At 34.3% G+C, this 10,125-nt stretch carries 7 protein-coding genes and 4 pseudogenes; 2 read left to right on the top strand and 9 right to left on the bottom strand.

The window, feature by feature from the left end:
* Both AC1DJR_RS12100 and AC1DJR_RS12095 read right to left on the bottom strand, forming a co-directional pair.
* Positions 1–253, bottom strand: a 253-nt coding sequence (locus tag AC1DJR_RS12100; protein ID WP_477002698.1) for a GNAT family N-acetyltransferase, incomplete at its 3' end; no start/stop codon positions are given.
* Positions 254–518: 265 nt separating this feature from the next.
* Positions 519–922 (bottom strand): annotated as a pseudogene (locus AC1DJR_RS12095) (hypothetical protein).
* Positions 923–1,177: 255 nt separating this feature from the next.
* Here AC1DJR_RS12095 and AC1DJR_RS12090 point away from each other — a divergent pair.
* Positions 1,178–1,498 carry a hypothetical protein gene (locus AC1DJR_RS12090; RefSeq protein ID WP_002110396.1) on the top strand — a complete coding sequence of 107 codons (321 nt, stop codon included), beginning with the start codon at positions 1,178–1,180 and terminating at the stop codon, positions 1,496–1,498.
* Between the two features lie 54 nt (positions 1,499–1,552).
* On the opposite strand, the pseudogene AC1DJR_RS12085 reads toward AC1DJR_RS12090, so the two are convergent.
* The 5 genes and pseudogenes from AC1DJR_RS12085 to AC1DJR_RS12065 form a co-directional block, all read right to left on the bottom strand.
* Positions 1,553–2,873 (bottom strand): annotated as a pseudogene (locus AC1DJR_RS12085) (MDR family MFS transporter).
* A gap of 23 nt (positions 2,874–2,896) precedes the next feature.
* On the bottom strand, positions 2,897–3,604 hold the full coding sequence (locus tag AC1DJR_RS12080) for a polymer-forming cytoskeletal protein (protein WP_219302706.1): 708 nt from the start codon (positions 3,602–3,604) through the stop codon (positions 2,897–2,899).
* A gap of 25 nt (positions 3,605–3,629) precedes the next feature.
* Positions 3,630–4,340 (bottom strand): bactofilin family protein, encoded by a 711-nt coding sequence (locus tag AC1DJR_RS12075; protein WP_242309453.1) that lies wholly within the window; start codon positions 4,338–4,340, stop codon positions 3,630–3,632.
* Between the two features lie 13 nt (positions 4,341–4,353).
* The gene (locus AC1DJR_RS12070) at positions 4,354–4,977 is read right to left on the bottom strand and encodes a YhbD family protein (RefSeq protein WP_429688355.1); all 624 of its coding nucleotides are present in this window, start codon (positions 4,975–4,977) and stop codon (positions 4,354–4,356) included.
* Positions 4,978–5,135: 158 nt separating this feature from the next.
* Entirely contained in the window at positions 5,136–6,911 is a 1,776-nt protein-coding gene (locus AC1DJR_RS12065) for an SgrR family transcriptional regulator (protein WP_429688399.1), read from the bottom strand.
* 62 nt (positions 6,912–6,973) lie between these two features.
* On the opposite strand from AC1DJR_RS12065, the gene AC1DJR_RS12060 reads away from it, so the two are divergent.
* On the top strand, positions 6,974–8,179 hold the full coding sequence (locus tag AC1DJR_RS12060; protein WP_477002697.1) for an MDR family MFS transporter: 1,206 nt from the start codon (positions 6,974–6,976) through the stop codon (positions 8,177–8,179).
* A gap of 14 nt (positions 8,180–8,193) precedes the next feature.
* Here AC1DJR_RS12060 and AC1DJR_RS12055 read toward each other — a convergent pair.
* Positions 8,194–8,898 (bottom strand): annotated as a pseudogene (locus tag AC1DJR_RS12055) (YjgB family protein).
* A 24-nt stretch (positions 8,899–8,922) separates the two neighbouring features.
* Positions 8,923–9,743: pseudogene (locus AC1DJR_RS12050) on the bottom strand (aminopeptidase).
* Positions 9,744–10,125 lie beyond the last annotated feature (382 nt).

The following is a 10,125-nucleotide window of genomic DNA, read 5'->3' as shown; positions in this document are numbered from 1 at the left end:
CATCACCATTTACGATTACTAACATTCTATCAGGAATATTACGTAATAATTCTTCTGTTTCTTTCGCATTCGAATCCCCAGTGTAAAATGTGAAAATCCCTACCGTAACTTGCGCTACTGTTGGATTTTCAAGATCGTTTACCCAAGCCTCTCCCATATGTCCTTGTATATAAGACAGTAAAACAACATTATTAAAATCCTTAAACATAGATACTAATTTTTCTCTTGTATGTATATTCGCTTCATATATCATTTACATTCCTGCTTTCGTTAGAATCAATGTACTTCTACTTTTTTTTCATAAGTCCTTTTATTCTACGTATAAGCAAACGTCTACTAAACTCCATATAATTATAAATTATTCATAAATATAAAATTATTATAACATCTAATAATTAGTAAATGACTGCCCAGTATAAAGGTTACAGATAATATACTTAATAATAATTCGCAATCTATAATCTTTTATTATGTAAAAACCCTCAACATTGGTTTAAGGGTTCATTTAAATATATATGTTATAACTCATTCTTATAAACAAATAATTCTGTTCCTCCATTTTTATATACTTTAGTCAATTTAACAATTGACTTGTACGTATTATTGTCATTCGTTACCATCTTTTTCATCTCTTCTATTTCAGCATTACCAGTTCCACTCTCTATTTTTAAACAGTTCGACTACACACTTTTCCTATTCGAATCGCATCAATCTTTGAACAATCTACAAAAATAACATCRTTGTCCTCTTGTACAAATGACACGATACCTTTCATCTTGTTAAATGCAAGAAAATAGGATACAAAAATTTCCTTTCCGGCTATTACGATACTCTCAACCTTAGTAAAAGGTTCTAGACTTTGTAAAAATTCACATATACTATTTTGACAACATTGAAAATTTCGTTTCGGTTCGCAATCCACTTACATTCAATCCCTTCCCTTTATGTTTTTATCTAATACACATAATATGAGCGGGATATATGAAAAGCTTGGACAATATAATTTTARCGTAAGGATATAATTAGTTACGCCTAACATCAATATGGAAATTACACCAATAATAAGTAATAACACATAATTTTTACTATAAATACATATAACAATTTCATCTTTCAATGAAAAAGCGTTATAATGAGGTGCAGCCTCTAAGATTACGTAATAAAGGAGATTAAAACAATGACTAAAATTAAAGTATATCAAGTAAAAGAAGAAAATATGGAAGCAGTAAAAAACATCATTGATGTTGAGGAACAAAACCCAACTGCTGAGAACTTACAAAATCTATATACATGTGTATTAGATACTGAAGATATGGCATTACCTGAATCATACGTTGAAGAAGATATCTTAATTGATTCTATGGAAGTTATGGTTAACGCTTCTCAAAGCAAGCTAAGAGACTTAGGTACATATGATGTAATCGAAGTTCAAAACAAAGGTAAGAAAACACACATTTTATTATTAGCAGACGAAGAATACGAAATTATCGAAGGCTAATTCGACTCCGTACATAAGAAAAAGCTCCTTTCAAAATTGAAAGGAGCTTTTTCTTTACGCTTTTGATGTTTCACTTTTCACCTTGTTTTGTTCTTTTTTATATACCATGCGCTCATTTCCCATAAAGAAAACGAATACGAACGCTAAACTTGCGGGGACTAACGCCCACATAAATGTCTGAACGATTGAACTAGAAAGAGCATCAATAATTTTATCTAATATTTGCGGCGGAATTTGAGATCTTGCCGATTCTGATAGAATAGCTCTTGAATCTCCTAAAGCGTTTGTATTCATTCCCCCGCTCATACCTTTAAACGATTCTTCTAATTGATCCTGGAAACCAGTTCTTTGAATCATTCCGAAGATTGTAATACCAAGTGTCATACCTAATGAACGAATAAAGTTACTCGTTGAAGTCGCAGAACCGCGTTGCTCCATACCGAAGTTATGAATAGCAGCCATACTTAGTACAGAGAATGAGAAACCAACTCCAAAACCGATAATAACCATATAAATTGTTAATAATATACGACTTGTTTCTGGCGTTAATGTACTTAATAAGAATAATCCGATTAGCATAATTACAGCAGAAATAATCATAATGTTTCGGTAGCTAAGTTTCGATGTTAAAAATCCACCTAACTGCGCTGTAACTACTGATCCTAACATCATTGGTAATAACAATAATCCTGCGTTTGTTGCCGTACCACCGTATACACCTTGAATAAATAACGGAATGTACACAGTTGCTGACATAAATGCCGCCCCGTAACATAAGGCAATAATTGTACTCATTCCGAATAGACGTTGTTTAAACATCTCAAATGAAATGATTGGTTCTTCTACTTTTCGTTCAATAACAATAAAAGCAATTACTAAAATAGCGAACCCAGCAAATAAACTTAAAATAAAGCTAGAATCCCAATCATACTTTTGTCCGCCTAATACCAAATACTGCTCCGAATAAACCACCCATTTTCCCGCGCTTTTCTGGAGGGAAAATATCAAAAACGATAGTAAATGCGATTGGCACTAGTGCCCCGCCGCCAATACCTTGAATGGCACGATAAATACCTAACTGTGTAATATTTTCAGCAGTTCCACAAAGTGCCGAACCAATCATAAAGACGATTAAACCGAAAATAAAGAATCTCTTTCTACCATACATATCTGATAGTTTACCGAAAATCGGCATACCTGCCATTTCTGCGACCATATAGGCAGAAACGACCCATACAAAGTTTTCAAGGCCTCCTAAATCACCAACGATTGTTCCCATCGCTGTTACGACAATGGTATTATCCATTGATGCCATTAAAATCCCTAGCAATAAGCCCGCCACAACAAAACCGAGCTTATTATTCTTCTCAACCATAACCTTGCTCTCCCTCATACTACTTATATTTGTTTATGTTCTTTTACGACTGCATTACCTTTCTGATTAAAACTAGTGTGATATTCTACTACACTAATTTCACAGCCAGGGCCAATTATAACATGATTTCCTCTTACTACGTCTGCTATTGTATGTTCTAAATAAATATCATCCCCTTCAATAATTGATGTTTGAAGGCTTCCTGCATGACTTGTAAAAGGAATAAATCTCGATTTTTTACGTACTGTAATCTTTTTCCCACCGATTTCTCTCACTTTACTTCCTTCATAACGAAGTGAGATTTCAATATTTTCAGCATTAAGCAAACCATCACTTTCAAGACCACCAGTTAGTAATAATTCCTCTACTTCTATATCTCCCTTTACATTTAAAGCGCCTTTCACATCTACGAAATCACCGGATAGCTTCCCTTTAAATTCTATCATACCTCTAACTTTTGTTTTATTAATTTGTCCGTCGCCTTGTACTTGGGCATTGCCATATACTTTTACATATTCCGCCTCCATATTCCCCTGTACTTCACTATCTCCATACACGACATAATTTTTCGCTTTCATATTGCCACGTACTTCACTCGTACCATACGTTTTAAAATCATTACAACTCATATGATTAGAGATTGTTCCTTCGCCGCGTATCTTTACTTTGTTATAATCTCCACCTGCTGAGCTACCTGATCCATTTACAGTAAGACTATGTTGATTTTCCATACCGATTCCTCTCTCCCTTTTAAACTTAAACTTGCTTAATTTCTTTTACATTTGCGCTTTTATCAACAGTAAGAACCCCAGTATATTCAATTAGTTCAATCTCACAGTTCGGCCCTACAGTAACATTGTTTCCCCTTACTGTTTTAATGTGAGCATAATCAATATCGATATTGTCACCTTCTAGCAGTTCAGCTTCTAACTGTAAGCCAAATACTGTTTTAAATAGTCTACTAAAAGCACTCAATCTATGTTTTACTTTAATGGTTTGGCCACCAATTTCCTTCGCTCTACATGTACCATGAATATTTATATTAATTTCATCTGCGCTTAATAATCCACCAACTGTAAATTGCCCTTCTGAAGAAAAAATATCAACTTCACAATTACCATCAATCGTCGCTTGACCATTGATTTTAAATTCTTCACCAGTTACATTACCACCTATCGTCCCTTTTCCTGCAATTTTTAAAGTGGTCGCCTTTACATCTTGTGTAATTGTCCCTTTCCCATCGATTCGCATCATCTCTGCACTAACTGTACCCTCAACTTTACCTGATCCGCTAATTCTCGCATCGCCACTTTTCAAATCACCAGTAACAATTCCGTAACCATTACATTCAAATTGGTCGCACTCAACGTTTCCATTAACAGTTCCTTTTCCATTTAGTTGCACTTTATGAAACTCTCCACCGTTTGATGAACCATATCCGTTTATAATTAAATTTTCTGTACGCATTATTTCTCCTCCACTACAACAGTTTAGTTTTTAATGCTTCGGTATATTTCATAATTGCTACACGTAAAACAATCTTTGTTCCCTTTTCAAAAATTAAATCCTCAACGCTTGATACTAAGAAGCTTGTAGAAATCCCTAACTTCCGAATAATAACTAAGTCACAATTTTTATGTTTAATCGCTTCATAATTTTCACGTAAAACTTGTAAAACCATTTTCCCTTCTTCTAAGCTAACGTCCCCTGATTGAAGAAGTTCTTCTAACACGTATACATAAAGAATATCTGCAAATTGAAAATCTGCCATTTTGTTCGTTTGCTCCATGAAAAATTGTAAAACAGGTTCTGATGTAATTTCTTTACGAATGAGATCTTCCTTTGCTAAAAGAATCTCTGTTACGCTTGGTGAAAACATATTTGCCAATTCATCAAGCGATAGATCCTCTTTCATCGTTTGAATTTTATCAATACGCTCTAATATCTTTTCTTTTGGAAAAAATGTTTCCTGACCTGTGAACGTTGACTTCCGTACAAACCAATCTTCCGGTATTAAATTTTTTCTCTTCCACCTATATAACTGTCCGTATGAAATACCAGTTAACTCTAATAAATCTTTTTTTGAAATTAAATCTGTAATCAACTGTATATCACTCCTTCCTAATAACAATGTAACATAACACTGTTACGCTGTAAATGRACTTTTATAACATGTAGCGTAACAATGTGCAAAACAAACTTCATTTCCATACAAAAAAGGTTCTTACACATCTTACTAAAATGCATAAGAACCTTTATATATCAAGCCTTAAACCATATATCATAAAAATCAATCCAACCTTGTGGATTAATCATTATATTTTGCACTTTTTCGTGTGAACTTACTTGCTGTTTGTTACGATATAAAGGAATGATATGAATTTGACGTAACAATGTGTCTTCAATATCGTGTAACAGTGTCATCCGTTTCTCTAATTGATTCTCTATAAAATAAGACTGCAATACTTCGTTAAATTTTATATTGCTATGTTGATGAATAAAGCTGTTTTTTGTAAGAAACATATATAGTAAACTCTCTTCAATACGCTCACTAATTGTCGCACTATCATGTATTATATCAGCCTTTTGTATCGTACTTGTTTGCAATAACTCTTTTGTTTCAAGAAAAACGACTTCAATAGTGACGCCATACTTCGCACACTCTTTTTGTATCCAATATGAGTCTTCAACATGATCTTGTTCTGTAAATGTATATAGTCGCAGTGTTTCATTACGGTAAGAGCTCTCTTTAATAAGCGTATATATGTCCTCATTTATATGTATAGTGCCACCCTTTGTTAGAACCAATTCTTCTGCTATTTCTCCGCGCGCTCCTTGCAATTCCTCGATAAGCGCATTGCTATGAATGATTTTATATAGAGCTTTCCGAAACATCGTGTTTTGCATAGGTCCTTCTTTTGCGGTATTTAATGTAATGTATGTTACATTCGACTCAAGTCTAGTCAGTTCTTTATGATGCTTTTCTATATTGTTATAGTGTGCTTTCGCTAAAATATCGCACGTATTTACGCTGTGCTCTACATTCCATAATTCAATTCGATCGAGAAATGGTCGCTCGCGAAAATATAAATCATTTGCTTCTAATACGAATACATCCTCATTCTTTTCACATAATCGAAACGGTCCAGTACCGATTAACCTTCCATCTTCATCTTCATTTACAATAGAACACTGTTCTGTACTTAAAGCATGCAAAAACAACTTATTATCTGTAGATAAACGAATCTGCACAATGTAGTCATCAAGAATATGTAAACTTTCAACGTGCTGTAACATCCACGCATGCGGATTATTTTTCGCTTTCAAGAATCGTTTAAATGTATGTACAACGTCATAAGCAGTAAATTCTTTCCTGTTATGAAACTGAACACCTTTTCGTAAGTAGAAGGTCCATATATATTTCTGGTCATCATATTCCCAATAAAACGCAAGTCTTGGCTCTACACTGTTTGTATTTCCGTCTATATACACTAACGTGTCGTATACATGTTTTACCATATGACATTCCGAACGCATCGTAGCGTATACAGGATCTAATGCAATATCTAGATTCATTTGGACTTGCAAACGTAGCACATCTCTTCTCCCTTTAGATGTCCTTTCGACTTGATAACCGAATATCGAATCAATCCACGTTTGAAATTGCGTTTGAAGTGATGGAAAATACGAGCTATATCTTTCAATAAATGCACTTCCACTTTTTACGTCCCCTTGTTTCGTTATTTCTTTTCCTCTTTCTAAAATTAAAGAAAGTGGATGTTTTTGAAATAACAACTTTGAACGATTTCCTCTCCCTCGGCCTGGAAACCACATAATCCAATTAAATTCTTCTAATTTTTTTATGATTAATTTACTATTTCGCTCTGTACAAAATAAAGTTTCAGATATATTTTGTATTGTTATTTCTAATTGTTCTCCCTCTGATCTCCCTTTTCCATACTGGAGCCACAGGTGCATATATTGCTCCAAAATAATCATAAAACGCCCCCTAAAAGATGAAAAATCTTCCTCTTTCATTCTACCCTTTTTCATTTCCGGCTTCCATCTTATCATTTCAATATAGAAAGGAGGAAATAAAAATGAAGTATCTTTTAAAACGTTATAATAAGCCTATTCTCATTCGATTGTTCGGTGAATTGTTAGTCCGAACGACTGAAGCGATGTTAGCTATCATTTTTATTGTTCACGTTAATAAAGCGTTAAATGGTAATGTCATCGTTACAATGCTTCTTTTCGGATTACAGCCTCTCGCTGATATTGTGTTTACATTAATTGCTGGGGGTGTAACAGATAAATACGGCCGAAAGAAAATAATGATACTCGGATTACTTTTACAAGCTTTTGCCGTAAGCGGATTCGTTTTTGCTGAATCGGTCGCCTTTTTCGCCTTATTGTATGTAGTGAATGGTATTGGACGCTCTTTATATATTCCGGCACAGCGAGCACAAATCGCTGACTTAACGAAGGAAGAACAACAGGCAGAAATATTTGCTGTTCTGCATACTACGGGAGCAATCGGCTCTGTAATTGGCCCATTAATCGGCGCCTTTTTCTATACTAGTCACCCTGAGTATTTATTTATTTTGCAAGGTGTAGCCCTTACGCTATATGCTATTCTCGTTTGGACGCAGCTTCCTGAAACAGCTCCACTCATGAAAAACGTTAATAAAACTAAAGAAGTATATTCGCCAAAACAATTTATTTCAAAGCATTACGCTGTGTTTGGACTTATGGTTTCTACGCTACCGATTAGTTTTTTCTACGCCCAAACCGAATCAAATTATCGTATATTCGCCGAAAGTGTATTTCCAAATTTTCTATTTGTACTCGTGTTTATCTCAACTTGTAAAGCWGTCATGGAAGTGMTTCTCCAAATTYCCCTTGTGAAATGGTCTGAACAGTTTTCTATGCCTAAAATCATTGTTATTTCCTATACTTGCTATACGTTAGCTGCGATTGGCTACGGTTATTCCACGACAATATGGTCATTATTCTTCACATTGCTCTTTTTAGTAATTGGGCAAAGTATAGCTTTGAATCACTTACTACGATTCGTTTCACAAATCGCTCCAAGTCATAGACGCGGATTATATTTTTCTATATACGGTATACATTGGGATATTTCAAGAACTTGTGGGCCTTTTGTAGGTGCATTGTTATTAAGTAAATTAAGCGGTAGTACTCTATTTTATATTTGTGCCTTCTTATTAATAATCGGTGGTATCATTCAAGCTTTTTTTGTTCAATCGTTAGAAAGAAACAAAACAAAAGAGCTGTCCCTATAGGAACAGCTCTTCATTTAACCTGCCATTTTATTAATACTATCCTCCGGTGAGAACACAGAAATATGATGTACTTTACCAGTCGATTTTGGAATTACGAATTTCAATTCAAACTGGTCATTTACTTTATAAACATAAATTTTATCATTACCATTTTCTTTAACAGACACTGGTTTTCCTAAAGCCTTTTCGATTTCTTGTAACGTAATCGATTTGAGCTCTGAATGGTAAGAGCGTACGTCAAAGACTTGTGATCCTTTATTAAAGCCAAATGCTACATTTTTACTTGTAAAAGTTGCATACATCCCGTTTCCTGCTTGCTCCGTCTTATCAGCTTTCCCCCACGCCTTCTCTATTTCTTCTATATCTCCTGTATGCGCTGCATATGGCACGTTAGGTACTTTACCTTCTTTCGCTTACTCAAATAAATCTTTTACATGGTTAATTGATTTTTGATTAAGCACTGTATTTTTCGTATTAGACTCCGTTGAAGGTTTTACCGATTCTTGACCTTTTGGCTTTTCCACAGGTTCTTTCTCTTTTTGGGGAGCAGTCTCTTCATTCTTTTTACTCTTTTCTGACGTATCGCTCTTTTTTTCCGTACTATTTTCTGATGTTGAATTAGTTTGCTTCTTTTCCTCAGCSTTAGTACATGCGGTTAAAGCCGCTACACACGTTAAAGTTAGGAAAAATATAAGTACTTTCATATATACTTTCATCATTTTCAACCTCCCTCTTCAATATATTCACTTTTGTAACCATTCCATAACACTACTCCTCAAATTATTTTTGGTCCAAAAAGTAAGTGCTTCGCTTTCCCCGAAAGTATTCACAATATACTCCATATACGATGTTCCTAAAAAATAACCGAGTCGGTTGTATCCGAAATAAGTCCCTCCTGATAGATGGAACCATTCTCTCTCTTTTTCAACTGTCCATCCTTCAACATAATCCTGTAAAAAACGTTTTTTAATGTTCTCTTCAATTTCTTTATAATATTGTAACGATGAATCACCATTACTACTATATGAATAGTAAACGGACTCACTTAAACCTTTAACTATTAGTTGTGATAAATAGGTCGCGACCCCTTCACGATATAAACTTACCGGGGCATCATTCCATTCTCTTGTAATGCTACATTATGATATATATGTCCGATTTCATGAGCAACGATAACACGGAGGTGCTCCCTTACAGGAGATAATTTCTCAGCCGCAAAAAATATATCCCCAATAATCTCCCTTTCCACAAATGCATTAGAACCAAATCCACCTACAAATATATGAAAAGTTACATCTATATTACTACCAAATTGAATGYGATAGTCCTTACTAACTTCTTGAATAATTGATGGTAAAATTTCTGAAATAATACAAATGTCTTCTAGTTTTGCAGGATACTTTTCAATCGCACTAGAGAGACGTTCTTCTGTCTTAGGACAGTGAAACTTAAAATACTCTTCGAATGCCTCTGGGTGCATATCATAATATTTGTTCAAGTCATGTAATCCTATATCATTGCTTTCCAAAAGCTTTAAAAAGCTTGGAATTGTATTGTTAATCATCTTATTCATCTCCTTATTTACACCTTCTCTCCTTACTCGTTATATCCTTTTTCTATAACTTAAAATACACTGTCACAAAGGCTCCTTTAAATGCAAAAAACCAGCAGGGAGTGAATAATCATTCCCTGCTGGTTTAATATTTTTGGGGTTTCTGAAATTTAATCAAACCATTTKTCGCCGTCAGAAATCCATTAAAATTGCCTATTTATATAATTAAAAAAGCTGCCCTATTATGAACTGCACCCCAATTGTTAGACATAGTCTAACAATTGGAGGTGCAGTTTTTTGTATGACAAAATTTACGAAGGATTCAAAGTTAACGCTCGTTCAAGGATTTAATCCAAAAATAATTTCTCAAACAGAATATGCAAAACAGATGCAT

The organism is Bacillus sp. 05T31, assembly GCF_056396725.1.
This window is presented reverse-complemented; position numbering and strand designations above follow the sequence as displayed.